15 protein-coding genes are annotated in these 24,040 nt (G+C 63.6%); 14 read left to right on the top strand and 1 reads right to left on the bottom strand.

Annotated elements, in window-relative coordinates:
* Positions 1-190 precede the first annotated feature (190 nt).
* Together WBR68_RS16080 and WBR68_RS16075 are read left to right on the top strand one after the other, a co-directional pair.
* On the top strand, positions 191-3,583 hold the full coding sequence (locus tag WBR68_RS16080) for a hybrid sensor histidine kinase/response regulator (protein ID WP_230694719.1): 3,393 nt from the start codon (positions 191-193) through the stop codon (positions 3,581-3,583).
* Positions 3,552-4,460, top strand: a complete 909-nt coding sequence (locus tag WBR68_RS16075) for a response regulator transcription factor (protein ID WP_230694718.1) — start codon at positions 3,552-3,554, stop codon at positions 4,458-4,460. Before WBR68_RS16080 ends, WBR68_RS16075 begins: the two co-directional genes overlap by 32 nt.
* Positions 4,461-4,527: 67 nt before the next feature.
* Here WBR68_RS16075 and WBR68_RS16070 read toward each other — a convergent pair whose 3' ends face one another.
* The gene (locus WBR68_RS16070; RefSeq protein WP_230694717.1) at positions 4,528-5,937 is read right to left on the bottom strand and encodes an aminotransferase-like domain-containing protein; all 1,410 of its coding nucleotides are present in this window, start codon (positions 5,935-5,937) and stop codon (positions 4,528-4,530) included.
* A 209-nt stretch (positions 5,938-6,146) separates the two neighbouring features.
* On the opposite strand from WBR68_RS16070, the gene WBR68_RS16065 reads away from it, so the two are divergent.
* The 12 genes from WBR68_RS16065 to WBR68_RS16010 all read left to right on the top strand — a co-directional run bounded on the left by WBR68_RS16065 (position 6,147) and on the right by WBR68_RS16010 (position 23,977).
* Positions 6,147-6,317: a hypothetical protein gene (locus tag WBR68_RS16065; RefSeq protein WP_164741195.1), complete on the top strand. Its 171-nt coding sequence runs from the start codon at positions 6,147-6,149 to the stop codon at positions 6,315-6,317.
* Positions 6,318-6,538: 221 nt separating this feature from the next.
* Positions 6,539-7,861 carry a tetratricopeptide repeat protein gene (locus WBR68_RS16060; protein ID WP_230694716.1) on the top strand — a complete coding sequence of 441 codons (1,323 nt, stop codon included), beginning with the start codon at positions 6,539-6,541 and terminating at the stop codon, positions 7,859-7,861.
* A 137-nt stretch (positions 7,862-7,998) separates the two neighbouring features.
* Complete coding sequence (locus WBR68_RS16055) at positions 7,999-9,546, top strand: hypothetical protein (RefSeq protein ID WP_127183174.1); 1,548 nt, start codon at positions 7,999-8,001, stop codon at positions 9,544-9,546.
* Between the two features lie 174 nt (positions 9,547-9,720).
* Positions 9,721-10,878: an efflux RND transporter periplasmic adaptor subunit gene (locus WBR68_RS16050; RefSeq protein WP_230694715.1), complete on the top strand. Its 1,158-nt coding sequence runs from the start codon at positions 9,721-9,723 to the stop codon at positions 10,876-10,878.
* Positions 10,875-14,009 carry a multidrug efflux RND transporter permease subunit gene (locus WBR68_RS16045; protein WP_230694714.1) on the top strand — a complete coding sequence of 1,045 codons (3,135 nt, stop codon included), beginning with the start codon at positions 10,875-10,877 and terminating at the stop codon, positions 14,007-14,009. Before WBR68_RS16050 ends, WBR68_RS16045 begins: the two co-directional genes overlap by 4 nt.
* Entirely contained in the window at positions 14,006-15,445 is a 1,440-nt protein-coding gene (locus tag WBR68_RS16040; protein WP_230694713.1) for an efflux transporter outer membrane subunit, read from the top strand. The genes WBR68_RS16045 and WBR68_RS16040 overlap by 4 nt, the downstream gene beginning before the upstream one ends.
* Positions 15,442-16,905, top strand: coding sequence for an alpha/beta hydrolase (locus WBR68_RS16035; RefSeq protein ID WP_230694712.1), 1,464 nt, complete (start codon positions 15,442-15,444; stop codon positions 16,903-16,905). The genes WBR68_RS16040 and WBR68_RS16035 overlap by 4 nt, the downstream gene beginning before the upstream one ends.
* Positions 16,902-17,993, top strand: coding sequence for an AI-2E family transporter (locus WBR68_RS16030; protein WP_230694711.1), 1,092 nt, complete (start codon positions 16,902-16,904; stop codon positions 17,991-17,993). The genes WBR68_RS16035 and WBR68_RS16030 overlap by 4 nt, the downstream gene beginning before the upstream one ends.
* Entirely contained in the window at positions 17,990-19,411 is a 1,422-nt protein-coding gene (locus WBR68_RS16025; RefSeq protein WP_127183169.1) for a basic amino acid/polyamine antiporter, read from the top strand. Before WBR68_RS16030 ends, WBR68_RS16025 begins: the two co-directional genes overlap by 4 nt.
* Before the next feature lie 18 nt (positions 19,412-19,429).
* On the top strand, positions 19,430-20,671 hold the full coding sequence (arcA, locus tag WBR68_RS16020) for an arginine deiminase (RefSeq protein WP_050448149.1): 1,242 nt from the start codon (positions 19,430-19,432) through the stop codon (positions 20,669-20,671).
* A gap of 37 nt (positions 20,672-20,708) precedes the next feature.
* Positions 20,709-22,136, top strand: a complete 1,428-nt coding sequence (locus WBR68_RS16015; protein WP_050448150.1) for a basic amino acid/polyamine antiporter — start codon at positions 20,709-20,711, stop codon at positions 22,134-22,136.
* A gap of 17 nt (positions 22,137-22,153) precedes the next feature.
* On the top strand, positions 22,154-23,977 hold the full coding sequence (locus WBR68_RS16010) for an SLC13 family permease (protein ID WP_230694710.1): 1,824 nt from the start codon (positions 22,154-22,156) through the stop codon (positions 23,975-23,977).
* Positions 23,978-24,040 lie beyond the last annotated feature (63 nt).

The raw sequence follows: 24,040 nt of genomic DNA, 5'->3' as shown, positions 1-24,040 counted from the left end.
ACTCCTCAATGGATCACGACCAGGGAAACCGAGCATGCGCGGCACATGCCACGGCCCGGGGGGTGAGGGCATACTAGGAGCCTATGACGCAGTGCAACATACGTTGATTGACGTACAGGCAGGCCCGCCCCGGGGCGTTACAACGGCAACTACGTTCAATGACGTATCCCCTACTCCCTCGGAGCTCGATTTGTCTGCCAGCGCGCCTCAACGCATCGTCAAGATCCGTCGCGACTACAACACCTGGGTCGCCAATGAGACGCTGGAAGACTATGCGCTGCGTTTCACGCCCGTGTCGTTTCGCAAATGGTCGGAGTTCCGCGTCGCCAATACCGCCCTGGGCGCCGTGTCTTTCCTGGCGCTGGAAGCCATTGGCGGTGCGCTGGCGCTGAACTACGGCTTCATCAATGCCTTCTGGGCCATCATCGCCGTGGCCCTGGTCACCTTTCTGACCGGCTTGCCGATTGCCTATTACGCGGCGCGCCATGGCCTGGACATGGATCTGCTGACGCGCGGGGCCGGCTTTGGCTATATCGGCTCGACCATTACCTCGCTGATCTACGCCTCGTTCACCTTCATCTTTTTTGCGCTGGAAGCGGCCATCATGGCGCTGGCCATCGAGCTGGCCACCGGCTTGCCGCTGTCTATCGGCTATCTCTTGTGCGCCGTGGTCATCCTGCCCATGGTGGCGTATGGCATAACCTTCATCAGCCGGTTGCAGTCATGGACGCAGCCGATATGGCTGGTGCTGCTGCTCTTGCCCTATGCCTTCATCGCCTTCCGGGACCCCGGGACCTTGCAGGAGTTTCTGCGGTTTCCGGGCTATGACGGCCGGGGCGGCAATTTCAACTTGCTGATGTTCGGCTCGGCGGTGGCGGTGGCCGCCTCGCTGGTGACGCAGATCGGCGAACAGGTCGACTTCCTGCGCTTTCTGCCCGAACGCACCGCGGCCAACCGCAGGCGCTGGTGGCTTGCCCTGATCTGCGCGGGCCCCGGCTGGATCTTGCCGGGCGCGGCCAAGATTCTGGGCGGCGCCTTTCTGGCGTGGCTGGCCCTGTCCCTGGGCGCGCCTGCCGATAAAGCAGGCGACCCCACCCATATGTATCTGGCGGCCTATACCTATGTGGTCAGCGATCCCGGCCTGGCGCTGGCGCTGGTCACGGCCTTCGTGGTGGTCTCGCAGGTCAAGATCAATGTGACCAATGCGTATGCCGGCTCGCTGGCCTGGTCCAACTTCTTTGCCCGCATCACGCACAGCCATCCAGGCCGGGTGGTGTGGCTGGTGTTCAACGTGCTGATCGCCGTGGTGCTGATGGAGATGGGCGTGTTTGGCGCGTTGGAGCATGTGCTGGCGGTGTTCTCGCACGTTGCGCTGGCCTGGATCGGGGCGCTGGTGGCGGACCTGGTGATCAACAAGCCGCTGGGTCTGTCGCCGAAACGGATCGAGTTTCGCCGCGCCTATCTGTATGACATCAACCCGGTCGGTGTGGGCAGCATGCTGGTCGCCATGACGCTGGGCCTGCTGGCCTTTGCCGGCGTGTTTCCGGGCACGGCGGGCGCGCTGGCGCAGGCCTTGTCGCCCTTTGTGGCCTTGCTGGCGGCTTTTGTCTGCGCGCCTGTCATCGCCTGGCGCACGCGTGGTCGCTACAACCTGGCGCGCACGCCGGTTGATGTTGCGGGTTCGGACCATGTCTGTGTGATCTGCGCCAACCGTTTCGAACAGCCGGACATGGCGCATTGCCCGGCCTATAACGGCGCCATCTGTTCCTTGTGCTGCACGCTGGATGCGCGCTGCCAGGATCGCTGCAAACAGCAGGGACGCTTGAAGGATCAGGTGCAGGCGGTCCTGGGCTGGCTGTTGCCGGCGCGGGTCACCCCGCTGCTGCATAGCCGCCTGGGCCACTACCTCTTGATCGTGGCGGGGATGGGGTCGCTGCTGGGCGGCATCCTGGGCTTGATCTACTACCAGGAGTACGCCAGTCACATGCGGGCCGGCCTGGACCCTTCCGGTTTACGGCCCACCTTCCTGAAGCTGTATGCCGCCCTGTTGCTGATTGGCGGCGTGCTGGCCTGGTGGCTGGTGCTGGCCCATGAAAGCCGGCGCGTGGCGCAAGAGGAATCGGATCGTCAGACCCATTTGCTGCTGCGTGAAATCGAGGCGCACAAACAGACCGACGCACAGTTGCAACAGGCCAAGGAAGCGGCCGAAAGCGCCAATCTGGCCAAGAGCCGCTTCATGGGCGGCATGAGCCATGAGTTGCGCGCCCCCTTGAACAGCATTCTGGGTTACGCGCAGATTCTGCAGCGCGACCCGAGCCTGCCACCGGCGCGGCGCGAGGCCATTGATGTGATTCATCGCAGCGGCAAGCACTTGATAGGCCTGATCGACGGCCTGTTGGACATCGCGCGCATCGAGGCGGGCAGGCTCAGGTTGGAGAACAGCGAACTGCGCTTGCCGGAGTTTCTGGAGCAGATCGTGCAGATGTTCCGGCCGCAGAGCACGCTGAAAGGGCTGCGCTTTTGCTATGAAGCGGCGGAGCTGCCGTCCATCGTGCATATCGACGAAAAGCGGCTGCGGCAGATCCTGATCAACCTGTTGAGCAATGCGCTGAAGTTCACCTCGGAAGGGCAAGTGTCGATGCGCGTGAAGTCGGCGGCGGATATGGTGTTGTTCGAAGTGGAGGATAGCGGCCGAGGCATACCGGCCGAAGATCTGGAACGCATCTTTCTGCCCTTTGAACGCAGTTGGGCGGCGCTCGAGCAGGCCGATTCCGGCACGGGCCTGGGCCTGACCATCTGCCAGATGCTGACCGGCATCATGGGCGGCGAATTAACGGTGCGCAGCGCCGTCGGCCGTGGCAGCGTGTTCACGCTGAAGCTGTTCTTGCCGGAGGTGCGCTCGCCGCGCAGCGATGCCCGGCCGTCGGGACTGGTGGTGGGCTATCGCGGCGAGCGGCTGCGGATCCTGACGGTGGATGACCAGCCTTCGCAACGCCGCCTGGTTCGCGACCTGCTGGAGCCGCTGGGCTTCGAAGTACACGAAGCGCCGCATGGCGCGGCTTGCCTGGCCTGCGTGCATACGCTGCGGCCGGCCCTGATATTGATGGACGTCTCGATGCCCGACATGACGGGATGGGAAGTCTTGCGGCGCTTGCGTGATGACGGCGTGGCCGTGCCCATCGTGATGCTGTCGGCCAATATCCTGGGCCTGGATCCGAAAGACCCGGCGCAGAGCGGGCATGACGCGTTCATTGCCAAGCCCGTGATGGTTGAAGATTTGCTGAGTCAACTTGGCCGTCTGCTCAAGCTGGACTGGCAGGTGGCGCAGGTGGAAGCGGCGCTGCCGGCGGGGGATCTGCATCAGGTGGCGCTGGAGCGCGAGGATGCCGAGGCGCTGCTGGAACTGGGGGCCATGGGCTATATCAAGGGCATACAGGCCAAGCTGGAAGAAATACAGGGCCGCCGGGCCGAAGCGCGCGAATTGACGACGCATCTGCGGGCGCTGGCGGGCGAGTTTCAACTGCATGAATTCAACCAAGTGCTTAAACACCATGTACAGCGTCACCATGCCCACGCCCGATAAAAACCTCGTCATGCTGGTCGATGACGCGCCAGACAACTTGAAAATGCTCTCCACGGCATTGGACGCAGCGGGCTATCAGGTGCTGGTGGCAATTGATGGCCAATCGGCGATAGAGCGGGTGGATTTCGTGGTGCCGGATATCGTGCTGCTCGATGCGGTGATGCCGGGAATGGATGGCTTCGAAACCTGCGCGCGCCTGAAAGCGCATCCGGCGGCGGGAAATGTGCCGGTGGTGTTCATGACGGGCCTGACCGAGCCCGAGCACGTGTTGAAGGGGTTTCGGGTGGGCGGCGTGGATTATGTGACCAAGCCGCTGGACCCGGATGTGGTGGTGGCCCGGCTGCGTACGCATTTGCGCAATGCGCGCAGCCTGTCGGCGGCTTTTGATGCGATCGATGCGGCCGCGCGAGCCGTGGTGGCGCTGGATGCGCGCGGGCAGCCGATCTGGAAGACGGGCAAGGCGCGGATCTGGTTGGCGGCGTATTTTGGTTGCGCGGAAGATGCGGCGGAACTGCCGGCGCCCTTGGCGGATTGGGTGGCGGGCAATCTGGCGGCGGGACCTGCGGCGGAACCCTTGGTGATCGTCGGTGCGCGAGGGCGTTTGACCTTGAGTCTGTCGGCATCACGGCGTAGCGGCGAGACCTTGCTGCTGTTGCAAGAGGCGGCGACGTTGGCGCCGGTCTACGGTCTGACTCCACGTGAGGCCGATGTGCTGCGCTGGCTGGCCAAGGGAAAAACCAATCGGGATATCGCCGAGATCCTGGGCATGGCGCCGCGCACGGTAAACAAGCACCTGGAACACATCTACATCAAACTGGGCGTGGAAACACGCGCGGCGGCGGCGGCGCTGGCGGTGCGGCAGGGGGAATCCTTTTAAAGCGCTTCGCGCCACTGCATCGCTTGGCGACTCGAAGCCAAGCGGTAAGACCGTACGCCTTGGCAAATCAGACCACGCTTGAAACCCGTTGGGCCAGATCGCCCTGAAGCAACTCCGCCAACCGGGTCAGACCGTGCGCCAGGCGATGCCGATCGATCGCGCCGCCCAATGACACACGAAGCGCTGCGGGGCTGAAGGCCCCCGTGGAAAACGAGCCCGAGTCAGTGACGCTCACGCCTTGTTGTAGCGCCGTTTGTGTAAGGCGGTAGAAGTCGATATGACGCGGCAACTGTAGCCAGAGGTGCAGCCCATTCGGGTCGGCCTGAATATTTCCCGGAAGGATCGATGCCGCGATGGCTTGTCGATGCCGCAGCTCGCTCTTGACCTGTGCCAGCCATTGAACGGCAGCGCCCGATTCTATCCAGGCCGACGCCATTTCCGTCATCCAGGGAATGGGCATCAGCGCCAGCGAACGCAGGGCATCAAGAATCGGGCTTAACGGCTCACCCAAAGGCACGACCAAATAGGCGGTTCGCAGGCCTGGCGCCAGGCATTTGGAGAGCGTCGAGACGTAGTAAACCGGCGTCGAAGACGTGTTGGCGGCCATTGAAAACATTGTGCTTGGCGGACGCTCGGCCAACAGCCAGTAGGGGTCATCTTCAATCACCGGCAGCGCGTATTTCTCTGCGACACGCAGCAGCTCCATTCGTCGCTCGGCGGATAGCGTCAGCGCGGTTGGGTTCTGAATCGTCGGATTCAAGTACAGCATGGCGGGACGATGTTGTTCGCACACGCGCTCGAGGTCCGCGGGATCCATGCCGAACTCATCTGACTTCACCCCTACGGCCAAGCGCTGAAGCAAGCGGGCCGCGGCCAAGAAGCCTGGGTACGTCAACGCATCGCAAGCTATGACATCTCCGGACTGGCTTCTGGCCAGAAGCAATGCCGCGATAGCGGTTTGAGCGCCAGGGCAAATCACGATGCGCTCAATGTCCGGGTTGCCAATCATCGGCTGCAGCCATTTCGCCGCTGCGGCACGATGCCGATTGGCCCCTGCACCCACGTGATAGCTCATCAGATCCATCGAGCTTGCCGTCACCTGCGTGGTGCCACTGGCCTGCGTGAGCATGTGCGAAAACTCGGCACTGCTGAGCAAAGGCGGGATATTCATCCCCAGATCGATCGTCCCTCCGGCGTCCAACCCGGAATAGGCCACATAGGTCCCACCCGCTCCCTGAGCTTCCAAAATCCCTTTGTTTCGAACTTCCGTGTACGCACGCGTGACGGTCGTGAGATCAACGCCTAATGTCTGGGCGAGTTCACGCTGCGGGGGCAGGCGGTCGCCCGGGCGAAGCACACCGTCTTCCACCGCGGTCAGGATTTGCGTGGCGATCTGCTGGTACCGAGAGCCGGACCCTGCGGTGAGGGGACGCACCCAAGACATGTTTGCTTTTTTAAGGCGACGTGAAAGAGCCATGTCTTATCTTTATGTATGGATTTTTGCCACTTCCGCAGAGACAAAAAACATACAAGCTGAGGAATTCAACAGTTTGTATGGATTTTAGCGGTAGAATTTTGAGGTTTGTACGGAGTATAGCGCTGGCCGCACGGAGTTTGTCCGGATGCGGGGAGTCCATGCTCTTCCAGCCAGAACGCAAGTTGGAATCGAGCAGCGTGATCTAGTAAATGAAGCTGCTGAAGCAGCGTCCAGAGGAAATGATGAATTTTTGGGTCCCTGTAGTCTTCGGTACGTTCAAGCTTCTCGTGTTGGGCACGGGCATGTTTCTCGCCATCAAGTCTCATTACGACGGAGAAAAAAAGGACAAGGAGAAAAAGAAGGAGATGGAACGCCCCTAGTGGCTGGGCAAGGCATGCCTGCGGTGATGCTCGGAAGTGCGTTGTCATCTTGCCGAGGTTGACGCACCGCGCTGGCGCGGATGGTTTTCGCGGCGTCTCGATACCGGTCAACCGGACGGCAAGCGGTACAGGTGCACTAAAGCAGTTGCGCTTTGCCGTCGCGCGGCATCCGTGCTTACATCGTCGGAACCCGTCGCGGGGCGGTATCCGAGGAGACCACCATGGCGCAGACCGATGAGCGGGGCAATCCCGTTTCCACGGATGATCAAACATCCCTGGCCACCTACGAACAGGCGCAATCCCTGTTTCTTGGCTATTACGGCGATCCGGTAGGGATTATTGACCGGGCATTGGCCGACAACCCCGTGTTCGTCATGGGTCATTTGCTGCGCGCCGGGATGATGATCACGGCCAGCGACCAGTGCGTGGAGCCGCTGTTGCGCGAAAGCGTGGAGGCCGCCGAGGGCCTGCACGACATCGCCAACACGCGCGAACGGCGCCACACCGCCGCCGCGCGCGCTTGGCTGAATGGCGAATTCTCCAATGCCTTGCGGCGCTACGCCGACATTCTCATCGACTACCCACACGACACGCTGGCCCTTCAGGTGGGCCATATCGGCGACTTCCTGCTTGGCCGTTCGGCCATGCTGCGCGACCGCGTGGCCGGCATTCTTCCGGACTGGAACAGCCAGATGCCGCACTATGGCTACGTGCTGGGCATGCATGCCTTCGGCCTGGAAGAAACCAACTTGTACACCCAGGCCGAGGCCCAGGGCCGGCGAGCGCTGGAGTTGAATCCCCGCGATCCCTGGGCCGTGCACGCGGTGGCCCATGTGCTGGAGATGCAGGGGCGGGTGGAAGAAGGCATCGCATGGTTGGACGGACGCCGCGAAGACTGGTCCACCGACAACATGCTGTCCATCCACAACTGGTGGCATCTGGCGCTGTTTCATCTGGACCGCGACGAGATCGACGAGGTGCTGGCCCTGTACGACAAGCGGCTGCGCGAATCGTCCACCGGGCAGGTCCTGGATCTGATCGATGCGTCCGCCATGCTGTGGCGCCTGCTGCTGCGCAACGTGGACGTAGGACCGCGCTGGCGACAGTTGGCCGACGTATGGCAGGAGCGCGGGGGCACGGGCTATTACGCGTTCAATGACGTGCATGCCTTGATGGCCTACCTGGGCGCGGGCGATGGTGCGGCCGCGCAGCAATTGATCGCGGCCATGGAGACCGCGGCGCAAGGCAGCGGCACCAATGCCATGATGACCCGTGACGTCGGCCTGCCCGTGGCGCATGCGCTGGTGGCCTTCGCCCGCCAGGACTATGCGCTAAGCGCCGACCTGCTGCGGGACGTGCGCCTGATCGCGCACCGCTTTGGCGGCAGCCACGCCCAGCGTGATGTGCTGGCGCTGACCCTGGTGGAGGCCGCCTTGCGCGATGGCGCTCGCAGCCTGGCCAAGGTGCTGACAGCAGAACGCATGGCCTTGAAACCCGCCAGCGAAGGCAACCGCAAGCTGGCCTCGCGAGCGGCGGCGCTGTAGCGGGAGGGCAAACCTCGCGACTGCGCCATACTCACTTTTGAGTATGGCTGGCAACGGAGATGAAGACCACGCTCGCACTTGATCGGCACGGCGAAACAACAACCAAATGACGACTGCCTCCAACAAGGAGAAGTGCGGTGAAACGTAGAACTTTCCTCTCTGGCAGCGCCACTTCAATTGCCGCGTTATCGGCACAGCCGGTCCTGGCGCATTACGAGCCCCCGCTCAATGCGCCGCCAGCGCCCGGCGAATTGGCGGCGACCGCCGCTCGCCTGCGTGCGCAATTCATGAAGGACTTCGAACCCGCCTACGTGGAAAACGTGATCCTCCCGCATTTTCTGGTCAGCGTTTTCGAGGGCGAACGGTCGTTTCTTCCGATGATTGACCTTGCGCTGACCAAAGAGAATGCGCTGCCCAATGATCTATGGGGTCTGCTTAGCGAAACCTGGCGGCCCGACCCGGCCGATGGCGTGACGGTCTTCCTTCAGGGGCTGGAAAAGCGAGGCCCGGACAACCGCCGCAAGCGCATCTACATGTCGGCCGTAACGCCGGATCTCTACCGTGAACAATACGGTGGGAAGGTGATGAAATTCTTCGACGGCTTCCTGTCCGACGCCAATGCCGGGCAGCCATTGATGCGCAAATACCTGGATTCATTCTGGGACCTGTACTGGGACCTGCACCTGGGCGTGTCACCTGACCAGATCCCCAAGCGCGTTCGCCAGATCGGCGAGAGCTTCAATACGGTTCTGGCCTATCGTGACCCCACGCAGCGCATCGTGTACGAAAACTACATGATCGTTCGATCCCACCTGGACTTCCTGAAGTCATGGATCGATGAAAGACTTGCCGACATCGCATCCGGAAAGACGAAGGCCCCCGAAAAGACCTTCGCCTGGTATTGGATGAAGAATGGCGAAGACAGCGCGTACTTCAATCACAAGGATGTGGTGTTCGAGTGCTTCCACAACTTCGTTGCCTTCAGCCAATGGGGCAACACCATCTACAACATCATGCGCCGGTTGGCCTCTGACGTCGGAGACCCAACGATCAGAAGCGCTTTCAAACAAACGATGGAAAGCGAACCCGATAACGCGCGGGGTGCGCCTTATACGCCGCTGGAAGCGTACGTCATGGAGCTTTTCCGGCTGATTTCACCGAACGGCGGCAGCATTTCCGCACTGGGCGAAACGCAGACACCTCGGTTCGACCGCCACGGCTATATCGTCAGCCCACACACCTCGACGAGCCTCGACCCCGTGCATTGGACCAACCCCGACAAGTTCGATCCATCACGATACGCAGCGGTACCGACAAGCGCCGATATCGACGAGGCCAAGGCCAAACAGATAGGCTTCGCCAAGTGTCCGTTCGACCTGACTTCGTTTGAGGTCAAGGACGGGCGCAAGGCGTCGCTGCGCAACAGCGGCTTCGGTACCGTCTTTGGCGAGGCCGACGGCAAGGCGCTTCCCGTCTGCGATTACGCGGGCTTTGCCCCATTTGGATTCGGCTATCGTCGCTGCCCCGGCGAACAGTTGACGATCATGGCGTTCGAGGACTTTCTACGCAAAGTCTGGAAGGACAAGATCACGTTCAAGAAACTCAACATCGCCAATCCGGAACCTCTTCCGATCGGCCCCACTACGGTTATTGGCGACGATATCGGTTTTGAAAGGGCAACATAAAAAAGCGCCCCGCAATGCTTGCGGAATGCCCCTGCATACCGGGCACGGAGGGTACGGGCAACGTGCTGTTCGTGTTCGGCAAGTGGTCGTTCTGACGTAAGACCCAGGCCTGCGCCTCGACGGGCCGGCTATTCAGCACTGTCGATCAACCTGCCCAGTGGGGAGTAGGAACTGATGCGTCTGAAGGGCAAGCTTAGGTCCGTGCGCCGTGTCGCGCCGCTGCTGCTGGTCGTACTGATGGGGTGTGGCGACCGCGACGCAAACATGGGTGGTGGGCCGCCACCCGCATTCGTTACGCTTGCCACCGTGCAGGCCGAGTCGGCGAGCGTAGACATCGAGTTACCCGGTCGTATCGTGCCGATCCGAAGCGCCGAGGTGCGTGCCCGCGTTGATGGCATCGTGCAGAAGCTGCTGTACACCGAAGGCAGCGACGTGGAGGAAGGCGCTCCGCTATTCCAGATTGATGACAGCGACTACCGCGCGCAGTTGGCGCAGGCGCGGGCCATGCTACAGCGCGCCGAAGCCGTGCAGCAGAATGCGCAATCGGTGGTGAACCGCTTCCGTCCATTGGTAAAGCGCCAGGCCGTGAGTGCACAGGAATTCGAGGCCGCCGTGGCTGCGCTTGGCCAGGCCCAGGCCGGCGTGACCGACGCCCAGGCCGCGGTCACGCTCGCTACGCTGCGGCTGGAGCGTTGCGTCGTGCGCGCTCCGATCGCGGGCCGGGTCGGGCGCGGGCTCGTCAGCGAGGGCGCCCTGGTAAGCGCCGCATCGGCCACGCTGCTGGCAGAGGTGAATCAGCTCTCGCCGATCAGCGCTACCTTTCCCAAGTCCAACACCGCGATCCTTGATCTGGTTGACGAGTTGCAGCACGGGGCGCTGCAACTCGATGACGGCGACCGCTTCCCGGTGCACCTGACACTCGCCAACGGCAGGCCCTATGACGAAGTGGGCCGGGTCGACTTCACCGACCTGACGGTGGATGCCAGCACGGGCGCGCAAACCGTCCGCGCGCGTTTCGAGAACGCCGGACGCGTGCTGCTGCCAGGTCAGTTCGTGACTGGGCGGGTGCGGGTAGGCGCGCGCGGCAACACGATCTGGGTGCCGCTGGGCGCCGTGCAGCTCAATGCCGAGAGCGCTTCGTTGTACGTGGTGGGGACCGACGACGTTGCACAGTTGCGCCGCGTCGCGGTCGGCGCGCAGCTCAACGGCCGTTGGGAGATACGCGAAGGGCTGCATGCCGGGGATCGCATCATCGTGGAAGGCTGGCACAAGGTTGCGCCGGGGCAGCGTGTGCAGCAGGCGGCCGCGGCCGGGGCCGGAGGCGCCCGATGAATGCGTTCTTTGTCGACCGGCCGGTTTTCGCGTGGGTGGTGGCGCTGTTCGTCCTGCTGTTCGGCGGCATTGCGCTTTGGCTGTTGCCGGTGGAGCAGTATCCCAACATCGCGCCGCCGTCGATCACCGTCAACGCGAACTATCACGGCGCGGACACGACGACCATCGATCGCACCGTCACGTCGGTGATCGAGTCGGAGATGAATGGGGTCGACGACTTGCTCTACCTGTCTTCGGTCAGCCGGGCCAACGGCACGGCGCAGATTACCGTGACCCTGCTGCCTGGCACGGATCTCGATGTTGCGCGCGGCCAGGTGCAGGACCGCCTGAGCCGGGTCGAGCCACGACTGCCGGCCGAGGTAAGACAACTGGGCGTAACCGTGACCAAGGCGTCCAGCGGCTTCCTGATGCTGATCGCGCTTCAATCCAATAGCGACGGGGTCAGCGCCGTCGCGATGGGTAACTTCATCTCCAATAATGTTCTTGATGAACTGCGCCGCATCCCGGGGGTGGGCGACGTGCAGTTGTTCGGTTCGTCGTACGCCATGCGCATCTGGGTCGATCAGCGCAAGCTCGATAGTTTCCGCTTGAGTAGCGGCGACGTGATGCGCGCGGTGCAGGAACAGAATGCCCAGACCGCTAGCGGCGCGCTGGGCGATCAGCCGCTGGCCGATGGCGTGGAGTTCAACGCGCCCATCATTACCCAGAGCCAGCTTTCCACGCCGGCCGAATTCCGCCGCATCATCCTGCGCGTCAACCCGGACGGCTCCACCGTCACGGTGGGCGATGTAGCGCATGTGGAGCTTGGAAACGAAAACTATGGCTTCCGACTTAGCGTCAATGGCAAGCCAGCCGCCGGGATCGCGATTCAGCTTGCCAACGACGCCAATGCCCTGGCCGTGGCGCAGCAAGTGCGCGAACGCATGGCAGAGCTTGAATCGGTGTTTCCGCAGGGAGTGAGCTGGAGCGTCCCCTTCGACACGACGCCCTTCATCGTGACCTCGGTGCGCTCGGTGATGGGCACGATGGTCGAGGCCTTGCTGCTCGTGACCGTCATGGTGTTCCTCTTTCTACAGAGTTGGCGTGCGACCTTGGTGCCGACGGTCATTGTGCCGGTGGCGCTGATCGGCACCTGCGCCGGGCTCTACCTGTTCGGAGCATCCATCAACCTGCTGTCGCTATTTGGAATGGTGGTGGCCATCGGCATTCTCAATGATGACGCGATCGTGGTGTCGGAGAACGTGTCGCGCATCATGAACGAAGACCAGCTCGACGCGCGCGCCGCAACGAGTAAGGCGGTCGGGCAGGTCTGGGGGCCCGTGGTGGCCAGTACGCTGGTGCTGGTCGCGGTGTTCGTGCCGATGGCGATGTTTCCCGGCTCGAGCGGCGCCATCTACCGCCAGTTTTCGATCACGCTGGCCGTTTCCATCGTGATATCGACCGTGCTGGCTCTGTCGCTCGGCGGCGCGCTGTGCGCGACCTTGTTCCGGCCTGCCCCGCCTCGCACGCATGGCAGGCTGGCACGCGCTAAATATTGGGTGTTCGACCGGTTCAACCAGGGTTTCGACAGCTTGACGGCCAGCTATGCGCGGGCGCTGGCGCGCATGCTCAAGTATCCCGTGCGATGGCTGCTGGCGTTCCTTGCAGTATGCGGGCTGACCATCCTGCTGTTTTCGCGCATTCCCGGTGGCTATCTGCCGAGCGAAGACCAAGGCTACTTCTTCGTGTCGTACACGGGCGCCCCAGGGGCGACCGCGGACCGCACCGAGGTGGCGGTCGCGCAAGCCGAGGCGTACCTGAGGCGCCAGCCGGAAGTGCGTAACGTGGCGTCAGTCGTCGGCTTCAGTTTCTTCGGCCAGGGCCAGACGGCGGCGCTGTCCTTCGTCGACCTGTACCCCTGGGCGGAACGCGAAAGGTCGGTCGATGCCTTGGTGTCGCGCAGCAATGCCGCCTTTTTCACGATCCCGCAGGCGCAGATCTTCGCGCTTAATCCGCCGCCGATTCCCTCGATGGGTAACGCCGCCGGCTTTTCGCTCAAGGTGCAGGACCGCACGGGCCAGGGCGGCGCGGGCCTGAGCGCGGCGGCCAGCGCCATGATGGCGGCGGCTGCGCAAAGTCCGGTGCTGGCCGGCATCCGGCTGGATGGCATGCCGCCCGCGCCGCAACTCTATGTTGAGGTCGATCGTATCCATGCCCGCGCGCTCGGCGTGCAACTTGGGCAGGTCAACCAGGCGCTTGCGTTGGCCTTCGGCGCGAACTATGTGAACGATTTTTTGCATGACGGCAGCGTGCTGCGCGTGTTCATGCAGGCCGACGCGGCACAGCGCATGAGTCCGCAGGACGTGATGGACATGCAGGTGCTCAACGATCGTGGCGAGCTGGTGCCGATGTCTGCCTTTGCCCGCAGCCGCTGGATCAGCGGACCACAGCAGCTTGAACGCTACAACGGATTTCCCGCCATCACCCTATCCGGCCAAGGTGCGCCCGGGCAGTCCAGCGGCAATGCGCTGCAAGCAATGGAGACCATCGCCGACGCCGTATTGCCCCCCGGCATGACCTATGAATGGACCGGCACCGCGTTCGAGGAACGGCAAGCCGGCAACCAGGTGGCGCTGCTGCTGGCGCTGTCGCTGGTTGTCGTGTTCCTCTTGCTTTCCGCTTTGTATGAGAGCTGGTCGGTGCCGATCTCGGTGCTGCTGGTGCTGCCTTTCGGTGTGCTGGGCGCAGCCGCGTTCACGCTGGCACGCGGCATGTCGGCCGATATCTACTTCAACATCGGTCTGGTGACCATCATCGGCCTGGCGGCGAAAAACGGCATCCTGATCGTCGAGTTCGCGCTCCAGGAGGAGCAGGCCGGGCGGCCACGCGAGGAGGCCGTGCTGGATGCGGCGCGCCAGCGCCTGCGGCCCATCATCATGACCAGCGTCACCTTCGTGCTGGGCATGCTGCCGCTGGTGTTCGCCACCGGCGCTGGCGCCGCCAGCCGTCAGGCGGTGGGAACCAGCGTGATGGGCAGCATGCTCACCGCCACGATCTTCGGTGTTTTCTTCACGCCGTTGTTTTACGTTGCAACGCGCAAATGGCTCGGCCGCCGCAGCCCGGCCGGCGCAGCGCCCAAGGAGGCGCCATGACGCGCCTGACACTGCTGCTGGCGATTGCCCTGATGTTGAGCGCTTGCAACTTCGCGCCGCGTGAGCCGGCCCCCGTCGTGGCGCTGCCCGAACGGTTCTCGGACGACTACACCGCGGCCGGCACGAGCGCGCAAGACGTGGCCTGGCAGCAATTCTTCGGCGATATGCAGTTGCGCATGCTGATCGGCGAGGCCCTGGTCCACAACCGTGATCTGGCGGCCGCGGCGGCGCGTATCGAACAGGCGCGCGCCTTTTATCGGATCGAGCGCGCCAACCAGGTGCCGCACATTGATGTCGGGGTCAGCGCCAGCCGCAACCAGGCGCCGCTCTCGAGCCTGGATCCCGCGCTGGCGGGCAGTACGCGCACTATCGAATTCAGTCAGTTCGGCGCGCAGATCGGCGTGAGCGCGTTCGAGCTCGACCTCTGGGGCAGAATGCGCAACCTTAGCGCGGCCGCATTGCAACACTACTTCGCCACGGTGGAAGGCCAGCGGGCCTTCCGCCTGAGCTTGATCGCGAACGTGGCGGCAAGCTATTACGACGCCCGCGCCGGCGAAGAAGGGATTGCGCTTGCGCTGCGCACGGTGCTGGTAAGGCGCTATGCCCTGTCGGTGGCGCGCGACCGGCTCGACGCGGGGGTGACGTCTTCCGTCGATTTCGATCAGGCGGCCATTTTGCTGACCCAAGCCGAGGGGCAGTTGGCAGAATTGCGCCGCACCACGGCCGAAAGCTGGAATCGGCTCTGGGTGCTGGTGGGCTCGCGGCCCGACCTGACCGCAACGCCGGCCAATCCCATCGCCAACGCCGGTCAGTTCGAGGCGCTGAGCCCGGGCCTGCCATCTGAAGTGCTCTTGTTGCGGCCCGATGTGCGCCAGGCAGAAGCCGCGCTGGCCGCCGCCGACGCCAATATCGGCGTCGCGCGGGCAGCGTTGTTTCCCCGCATCGCGCTGACCGCCTCGTTCGGCTATGCCTCGGGCGAGCTTTCGGGGCTTTTCGAGGGGCCCAACAAAGTGTGGACCTTCGGCGCCGGCGCTGCCTTGCCGCTGTTCGACTTCGGCCAGCGCCGCGCGGCGGTCGACCTATCGCTCGCGCAGCGCGAGGAGCGCGTCGCGCTGTACGAGAAGACGGTACAGACTGCCTTCAGCGAGGTCGCAACCGGCCTGGTCCGACGCCAGCAGTTACGCGAGCAACTGGCCGTGCAGGAAGCGGCGATCCAGGCCCAGACCCGGCTGGCTGAGACCGCGAAATTGCGCTACGAAAACGGCATCTCGATTTATCTGGAAGTGATGGATGCGCTGCGCAATCTGTTCAGCGCCGAACTGCAATTGCTGATGTTGCGCGCGGCCGCCCTGCAGAATGGGGTGTCGTTGTACGTGGCGCTGGGCGGGGGGCTCGACGACCCTGTCGTCACGCAAGCCGCACGGAGCGGACAATGAGCGGGCGCCGTTGGCCGCGCCTGAGCCGCGCGCTGCGCATCCTGGCGCTGGTCCTGCTTGTGTGCGTCGTGACCGTGATCGGCCTGCGGCTGTATGACATTCAGCAGAGCCCGCCCCTGGCCGTGTGGCACACCTACGTGCCCGACGAGCTCGACCGCGAGACCCTCGCGCATAGCACCTGGCAAGATTATCTGGCTCGCGAGCAGAAGATATTCGAGCAGGTCCGCGAACATGTGAGCGAGCAGCTAGAGCGGCAGGATCGCGTCGAGAGCAACCGTTACTTCAGCGGCGCCGCCGTGCATCCCGCGAATTTCGCCCATGACTGGAACCGCTCGTATGTGCTGAAGCCCGAGGGCACGCCCGCCGGCGTGGCGGTGCTGCTGCACGGGCTGACCGACTCGCCGTACAGCCTGCGCCACCTGGCGGTGCATTATCGCCAGGCAGGTTATGCCGTGGTGGCAATCCGGTTGCCGGGTCATGGAACCGTGCCTGCCGCGTTGACCGCTGCGGGCTGGGAAGATTGGCTGGCCGCCACGCGCCTGGCCGTGCGCGAAGGGCGGCGGCTGGTGCCGGCGCCGTTGCCCCTGCATATCGTCGGGTTCTCCAACGGCGGAGCGCTTGCGCTGATGACCGCGATGGAAGCGATCGACGACCCGTCGCTGGCGCGTCCCGACCGGCTGATCCTGATCTCGCCGATGATCGGCATCACGCAGTTCGCCCGCTTCGCCGGCCTTGCGGGGCTGCCGGCGATCCTGCCTGCTTTCGCCAAGGCGGCGTGGCTGAACATCGTGCCTGAATTCAACCCGTTCAAGTACAACTCGTTCCCGGTGAACGCGGCGCGGCAGTCGTATGAACTAACGAACGTCTTGCAGGAAAACATCGCCCTGCGCCAGCGGCAGGGCACGCTGACAGCCTTACCGCCAATACTGACCTTCCATTCGGTCCTGGATTTCACGGTCAGTACGCGCGCGCTCGTCAATGCGCTGTATGCCCGTCTTCCGCCCAATGGCAGCGACCTGGTGCTGTTCGACCTGAACCGCGCCACCAAGCTTGGGCCCTTGTTCCGCCGTGGGGTGGACTGGTCACTGGCGCGAAGCCTGCCCGGCGAGCCTTGCAACTATCGCCTCACCATCGTGACCAACGCCTCTGCCGAATCCAGCGAGATGGTCGAGCGCATCAGCGAACGCTGCGAGACCCGCGTGACCGAACTCCCGATCGGCATGCGCTATCCACGAGATATCTATTCCCTGTCGCATGTCGCGTTGCCGTTTCCCACCGACGACAGCCTCTACGGGCAGCATCCCGACAACATCGAGGAGTATGGAATCAGCCTCGGCGCACTGTCGATTCGGGGCGAGGTAGGCGCGCTGATCGGAGGCATGGACTCCCTGGCGCGACTGACGTCGAACCCGTTTTATGCGTATCTGATCCACCGTGTGGACGAGGTGATTCCAAGATGAAGAGACCACCAGCCCGTGCGCGTTTCACTGCCCCACCGCTATCCAGCGCGGCGGCGCGCTGGAGCGCCCTGCTCCTCACGCTAGGCCTTTTGTACCTGGCCAGCCCGGTGTTCGTGCCACTGGCGTTCGCCATCTTCATCCTGGCGCTGGTGGCGCCTTTGCAGGCTGTGCTGCGGCCCCGGATGGGCGCGGTGCTTGCCGCGACCCTGACGCTTGTGCTGACGCTGGCCGCGGCGCTGCTGTTTCTGTCGTTGGCGGCGTGGGGCTTCACCCTGGTGGCGCAGTGGATCATCGCCAACGCGGCGCGGCTTCAGCGCTTGTTCAGCATGGAAACGGCCGACATGCATCCGCGGCTGGCAATCATGGTGACGCTGTTCCTGGACAACTTCAACGCCTCGCTGCTGCTTCGCGCAATCCAGGAAGTGCTGTCGCGGCTCAACAGCATGGCCGGGCTGGTTTTTCTGTCGTTCCTGTTCATCACGCTTGGCGTGTACGAACTGCACGACGCGCCAGCGCGCCTGCGTCAGTTGCTGCCGCGTGCCGACCACTGGATCGCCGTGGCGGGCAGCGTCGCGCGCAAGCTGCGCCGCTACATGCTGATCCGAACGATCGCCAGCGTGCTTACGGGCGTGACGGTCTGGCTGTTCGCGATCTACGCGGGGCTGGAGCTGGCCACGGCATGGGGCGGGCTGGCGTTCCTGTTGAACTACATCCCTTTCCTTGGCCCCCTGCTGGCGACGCTCTTTCCGTCGTTCTTCGCGTTTGTGCAGTTTGAATCGCTGCAAGGCGCGCTGGCGGTATTCCTGATTCTGAACGTGATCCAGATCGGCTACGGCTGCTATCTCGAGCCCCGACTGGCCGGCAACGCTTTCTCGCTTTCGCCGCTGTTGGTGATGCTGGCGGTGTTCTTCTGGGGGCTGGTCTGGGGCATCCCGGGCACGTTCATCGGCGTGCCCATGCTCATTGCCGCCACCTCATGCTGGAGCGCAAGCCGGTCAACGGGTTCGCCCGTCAGAGACCGACCTGGGATCCGGCCGCATGCATCCCACCCACGAACGGCCTTGGAGCCTACCGGAGATGAACCATGAACAGCAGTGCTGAAAAGAAGCTTGGTTTGCTTGCCCTGACCGGTATGGTCGTGGGGTCGATGATCGGCGCGGGCATTTTTTCCCTGCCGCGCACCTTTGGCGGCGCCACGGGCATCATCGGCGCGGTCATCGCTTGGCTGATCGCGGGGGCCGGGATGTTTACGCTTGCCCGCGTGTTCCAGACCCTGGCAGAGCGCAAGCCAGATCTGGACGCCGGCGTGTTTGCCTATGCCAAGGCGGGGTTCGGCGACTACCTCGGGTTCCTCTCCGCCTTCGGTTACTGGATCGGCAGTTGCATAGGCAACGTGTCGTACTGGGTGCTGATCAAATCCACGCTCGGCGCGTTCTTTCCGGTGTTTGGTGACGGCAACACGGTGATCGCGATCCTGGCGGCATCAGCAGGAATCTGGACGTTCCATTTCGTGATCCTGCGCGGCGTGCAGCAGGCCGCCATCATCAACGCGGTCGTCACGGTAGCCAAGATCATTCCCATCCTGGTCTTCATCGTGATGCTCGCCATCGCTTTCAAGCTGGACCTGTTTCGCGCCAACCTCTGGGGTGACGGCAGCGGCGCCAGCCTGTTTGACCAAGTGCGGCGCACCATGCTGGTGACCGTGTTCGTGTTTCTGGGCATTGAGGGCGCCAGCGTGTATTCGCGCTTCGCGACAAAGCGTTCGCACGTAGGCGTGGCAACGCTGATCGGCTTCGTCACCGCCCTGAGCCTGATGGTGCTGGTGACCTTGCTGCCGTACGCCGCGCTGCCACAGGGCGAAATCGCCGGCCTGCGTCAGCCGTCAATGGCCGGCGTGCTTGCCTCCGTGGTTGGCCCATGGGGCGCCGTGTTCGTGAGTGTGGGTCTGTTGATTTCGGTGTTGGGCGCGTACCTGGCGTGGTCACTGATCTGCGCCGAGGTGTTGTTCGCCGCGTCAAAGAACAAAGACATGCCGCGGATCTTCGCTCGCGAAAACAAGAACGGCGTTCCGGCAACCGCGCTGTGGTTGACCAACATCATCATCCAGTTGTTCGTGATCAGCACGTATTGGTCCACCGACGCCTTCTCGCTGATGCTCAACCTTACCAGCGCGATGTCGCTGATTCCCTATCTGCTGGTGGCGGCGTTCGGCTTCATGCTCGCGCATCGAGGCGAGACATACGAGGGCGACAGTGCCCGCACGCGCGACCTGGTGCTGGCAGGCATCGCTGCGTTCTACAGCGCTTTCATGATCTACGCGGGCGGCCTGAAGTACGTGCTGCTGGCCGCCTTGCTGTATGCGCCCGGCACCATTCTTTATTACTGGGCCCGCCGGGAGCAGGGGCAACGACTCTTTACGCAGGTGGAACTGGTGGTCTTCGTGATCGCTGCGGTCGGTTGTGGAGCGGCCATCGATGGCCTGATCCGCGGCTGGATCGTTATTTAACCTTTAAGGGAGAAGGTCATGTCGGAAAATCAACAATTTGGCGTGCACTCTGAAGTCGGCGTGCTGCGTAAAGTCATGGTTTGCGCACCAGGCCGCGCGCATGAGCGGCTGACGCCGTCAAACTGCGACGCGCTGCTGTTTGACGACGTGCTGTGGGTCGATAACGCCAAGCGCGATCACTTCGATTTCATGAACAAGATGCGCGACCGTGGCGTCGATGTCGTGGAGATGCACAATCTGCTGGCCGAGACGGTGGCGTTGCCCGAAGCGCGCACATGGATTCTCGACAACCAGATCGTGGCCAATCAGCTTGGCTTGGGCCTGCTGGACGAGATACGCGGCTATCTGGAATCCCTGCCGCCGCGCAAGCTGGCCGAGACGCTTATCGGGGGGCTTTCCACCGAAGAGTTTCCCGAAGACATTGGTGGTGAACAGCTGGCGCTCATCAAAGAGGCGGCCGGCGTCACCGAATACCTGCTGCCGCCATTGCCCAACACGCTCTACACGCGTGACACCACATGCTGGATCTATGGCGGGGTCACGCTCAACCCCCTGTATTGGCCTGCGCGCCATGAGGAAACCATCCTCACGACCGCCATCTATCGCTTCCATCCCGACTTTGCCGGCCGCGTCAACGTCTGGTGGGGTGACCCGGTGCACGACCATGGGCTGTCCACGCTGGAGGGTGGCGACGTGATGCCGATCGGCAACCGCACCGTGCTGATCGGCATGAGCGAGCGGACCTCGCGCCAGGCGATCAGCCAGCTCGCCGCGGCATTGTTCGAACAGGACGCCGCCGACCGGGTGATCGTCGCCGCCATGCCCAAGCTGCGGGCCGCGATGCACCTGGACACGGTACTGACCTTCGCCGATCGGGATTGCCTGCTGATGTATCCCGACATCGTCGACAAGATTCAAGCCTTCTCGTATCGGCCAGGCAGCAAGCCCGGCACGCTTGAACTGCACAAAGACAAGGGCTCGCTGGTGGAGGTGATCGGCGAGGCGCTGGGCGTGAAGAAGATGCGGGTGGTGCAGACGGGCGGCAATGCCTACGTGCGCGAACGCACGCAGTGGGACAGCGGCGCCAACCTCGTTTGCCTGTCGCCCGGCGTCGTGATGGCCTATGACCGCAACGTCTACACCAACACGCTGCTGCGCAAAGCCGGCATCGAAGTTGTGTCCATCGTGGGCGCCGAGCTTGGACGCGGCCGGGGCGGCGGGCATTGCATGACGTGCCCGATTATCCGCGACCCGGTCTGACGCACCCGGTCATCTGACGCCGCAGGGGGAGCATGGGATGAGCAACGAGACGGCAAAACTCTCACGGCTGGCGCTGGTCGCCATGGTGGTCGGCTCCATGGTCGGCGCCGGCATCTTTTCGCTGCCGGCCCTGTTCGCGCGCTATACGGGGCCGGTGGGAGGGCTGCTCGCCTGGGCCATCTCCGGCACTGGCATGCTGACGCTCGCGCTGGTGTTCCAGTACCTGGCACGCCGGCGCCCCGATCTTGACGCCGGCATCTTCGCCTACGCCAAGGCCGGTTTTGGCCGCTATATCGGCTTCCTGGCGGCGCTGGGCTATTGGACGGCGGCGTGCCTGGGCAATGTCAGCTACTTCGTCGTCTTCAAGGCCACGCTAGGCGCGGTGGTTCCAGGGTTCGGCGACGGCGACACCGTCGCCGCGGTACTCGTGTCGTCGCTGTTGCTCTGGAGCGTGCACTTCGCCATCCTGCGCGGCATTCGTCAGGCGGCCGGCATGAACCTGGCGGTCACCATCGCCAAGATCGTGCCGATCCTGATCTTCGTCGCGTGTGTGGCGGTCGCGCTGGATACCGACGTGCTGCTCGCCAACATCCAAGAGGGCGCGTCGGTGGGCGGCAGCTTGCTCGAACAGGTCCGGGGCACGATGTTGGTGACGGTGTTCGTCTTTCTGGGCGTGGAAGGGGCCAGCGTCTATTCGCGCTACGCGCGGCGGCGCGAAGATGTGGCCGCCGCCACCATCATCGGCTTTCTGTTGGTATTGACATTGCTGGTGGCGGTGACGCTGCTGTCCTATGGCATCTTGCCGCGCGCTGAACTGGCGGCGCTGCGCAACCCATCGATGGCGGGCGTGCTGCGTGAAGTGGTGGGGCCATGGGGAAGTGTGATGGTCAGCATCGGCCTCATGATCTCGGTTGGTGGGGCCTACCTGTCGTGGGTCCTGCTGGCCGCCGAGGTGTTGCACGCGGCCGCCAAGGCCGACACGATGCCGGCCATCCTGGGCCGTCAGAACCGCCATGGCGTGCCGGCCGCGGCACTCTGGTTAAGCAACGGATTCGTGCAGGTGTTCCTCATCGTGACCTTGTTCACCGACGACACCTTCGTGCTCATCAAACACATGGCCAGTTCGATGAGCCTGATGCCATACCTGTTCGTGGCCGGCTTTGGGCTGCTGACCGCCTGGCGCGACAGGCAGACCCGCCCGCGCTGGAGCCGGCGCAGCGGCTATGAGATCGCGCTGGGCGGCATTGCCTGCATCTACGCCGTCGGCATGATGTATGCGGGTGGGCTGCAATACTTCGCCTTGTCGACGCTGGTGTACGCGCCTGGCACGCTGCTGTTCTTGCGCGTGCGGCGAGAGCAGGCTGGCGCCGTGTTCTCCGCACGCGAATGGCCGGTGTTCGCGGCAGTGCTGGCCGGCTGCGTCTACGGCGTCTGGACGCTCACTGCCGGCGCCATCGCGCCCTGAGCCCGGGGGCCTTCACCATGACGCCCGATCTCGCTCTCGTTCTTGCGCTGCTCGGCGTGGCGATCGTGCTCTTCCTGATCGGCCGGCCCCGTGCGGACGCGGTCGCGCTGATGGTGATCGTGGTGCTGCCGTTGAGCGGAACGATCAGCTATCGAGAGGCGATCGCAGGCTTCGCCAACCCCAACCTGATCCTGATCGCCTGCCTGTTCGTGATCGGTGAGGGGCTGGTGCGCACCGGCGTGGCCCAGGCCGTGGGCGATTGGCTGCTGCACAAGGGGGGAACACGCGAGCAGCGGCTCATCGTACTCATCATGGGCGCCGTGGCGACGATGGGATCGGTGATGAGTTCGACGGCAGTGGTCGCCATCTTCATCCCTATCATCCTGCGGATCGCGCAACAGACCGCGGTATCGAGCCGCCAGGTGCTGTTCCCGATGGGCGCGGCGGCGGCCATCAGCGGCATGATGACGCTGGTGGCAACCACGCCGAATCTGGTGCTCAACAGTGCGCTGGTCTACGCTGGGCACACGGGTTTCGGCTTCTTCGCTTTCACGCCGATCGGCCTGGCGGTGCTTGCTGTGGCGATCCCGTATCTATTGGTGGCGCGGCGCTTTCTGCCCACGGAGCCTCCGCGCAGCTCGCATTCGCGGCGCCCAAGTCTGTCGGGCTGGGTCGAGAAATATACCTTGCGCAAACGCGCCTACCGCTTGCACGTTGATCCCCGCTCCGACTTGGTAGGCATGCGGCTTGAGGTCTGCCACGAGGAACTGGGCGCGCGGGCATGCGTGGTCGCAATCGAACGTAGCGCCCGGTTCGGCCGCGCGGTGCTCGAGGCCACCGATGACGCGCTGCTGGAGGCCGAGGATGTCTTGCTCCTGGACATCGACGACGAGGCATTTCCGATCGGCGAATATTGCCGGCGCCACGAACTGCGCATCTTGCCCATGACCGGCGACTATTTCTCTGACCAATCGCGCGACGTGGGCATGGTCGAGGTGATCATCCCGCCGGACTCTCGCCTGGTGGGTGCCTCGGCCCGCAAGTCAGCGTTGCTGCGCCGACATGGGCTGTTCGTGGTCGGCGTGTGGCGCCATGGACAATCGCAGGCCCCTGTACACACACTCGCCCTGCGCGCGGGCGACACGGCGTTGGTGGTCGGGCCGTGGAAGGGAATTTTCGCGTTGCAGTCTGTCGAGCATGATCTCGTGAGCCTTGCGCTGCCAGTGGAAACCGATGCGGTGGTGGCCGTGCCGGGACGTGCGCCCGCTGCTGTACTGGTCATGGTGCTTACGATTGCGCTGATGCTCACCGGCTGGGTGCCTATCGTCATTGCCGGCCTGATCGGCTGTCTGTTGATGGGGCTATTCGGCTGCATCACACTGGACATTGCCTATCGGTCCATCAACTGGCGCGCGCTCATCCTCATCATCGGCATGCTGCCGTTCGCGATTGCGCTGGACCACACCGGCGGGGTTGATCTGGCCGCCGAGAACCTGCTGCGCTTGTCTCAAACCTGGGGCGCGCACGGCCAGATCGCTTTGCTGTTCGGCGCAACGATCGCGCTCGGCACGGTGATCTCGGGAACCGCCACGGCGGTGTTGATGGGACCGGTCGCGATCAGCTTGGCCGAAGCCATTCATGCCGAGCCCCATCCCTATGTCATGGCGGTTGCGATCGCCTGTTCGGCGGCGTTCATGTCACCCGTCTCCACGCCCGCCAACGCGCTGGTCAGCGTGGCCGGCGGCTTCCGATTTGTCGACTATTTGAAGGTGGGTACGCCGCTGATGCTGGTGACCTTATGCGTCAGCGTCGTGATGATTCCTTTTCTGTTTTCGATGTGAGCCGCCAAGTGGCGACCGCACATCCCTGCGCACTCGCGCGACCGCTACGTCGTGGTTGGCGGT

Source organism: Achromobacter sp. JD-1, from assembly GCF_038594925.1.
GTDB lineage: Bacteria > Pseudomonadota > Gammaproteobacteria > Burkholderiales > Burkholderiaceae_B > Achromobacter > Achromobacter spanius_C.
This window is presented reverse-complemented; position numbering and strand designations above follow the sequence as displayed.